The 376-nt window shown below is 55.9% G+C and carries 1 pseudogene; it reads right to left on the bottom strand.

The annotated features are described in order from the left end of the window. A pseudogene (locus DM374_RS32845) lies at positions 1 to 290 on the bottom strand (hydrolase); the annotation flags it as partial. Positions 291 to 376: the final 86 nt, after the last annotated feature.

Raw genomic sequence — 376 nt, 5'->3', positions numbered from 1 at the left:
AAGTCTTCGTTGTCCCAGGCGTTGATCTGGCCAGGGCGAGCGATGTACGGGGCATCCGGGAACAGTTCTTTCAGTTCCGGCACCAGCGGGCCATTGGGGCCTTGTTCGAAGCTGGTGGTGAGGATAGTTGGCAGGTTGAAGAACTTGGCCAGATCCGCCAGGGCCAGAACGTTGTTCTTGAAACGGTCAGGCTCGATATCGCGCACCAGGGACAGCAGGCCAGCCTGGTGATCCACCAGCAGGACAGCGGCGTCGTCTTTGTTCAGGCGGTTGTATTTGAATGCGGTCATGGTCGTTGCTCCTAAAGGTTCTGATCTTCGTAAGGGTTGGTGTTTCGCGTTGATGGGAGAAGATTAAATTCAGAACCTTTGGCGCG

It is taken from the genome of Pseudomonas huaxiensis (assembly GCF_003231275.1).
Classification (GTDB): domain Bacteria; phylum Pseudomonadota; class Gammaproteobacteria; order Pseudomonadales; family Pseudomonadaceae; genus Aquipseudomonas; species Aquipseudomonas huaxiensis.
This window is presented reverse-complemented; position numbering and strand designations above follow the sequence as displayed.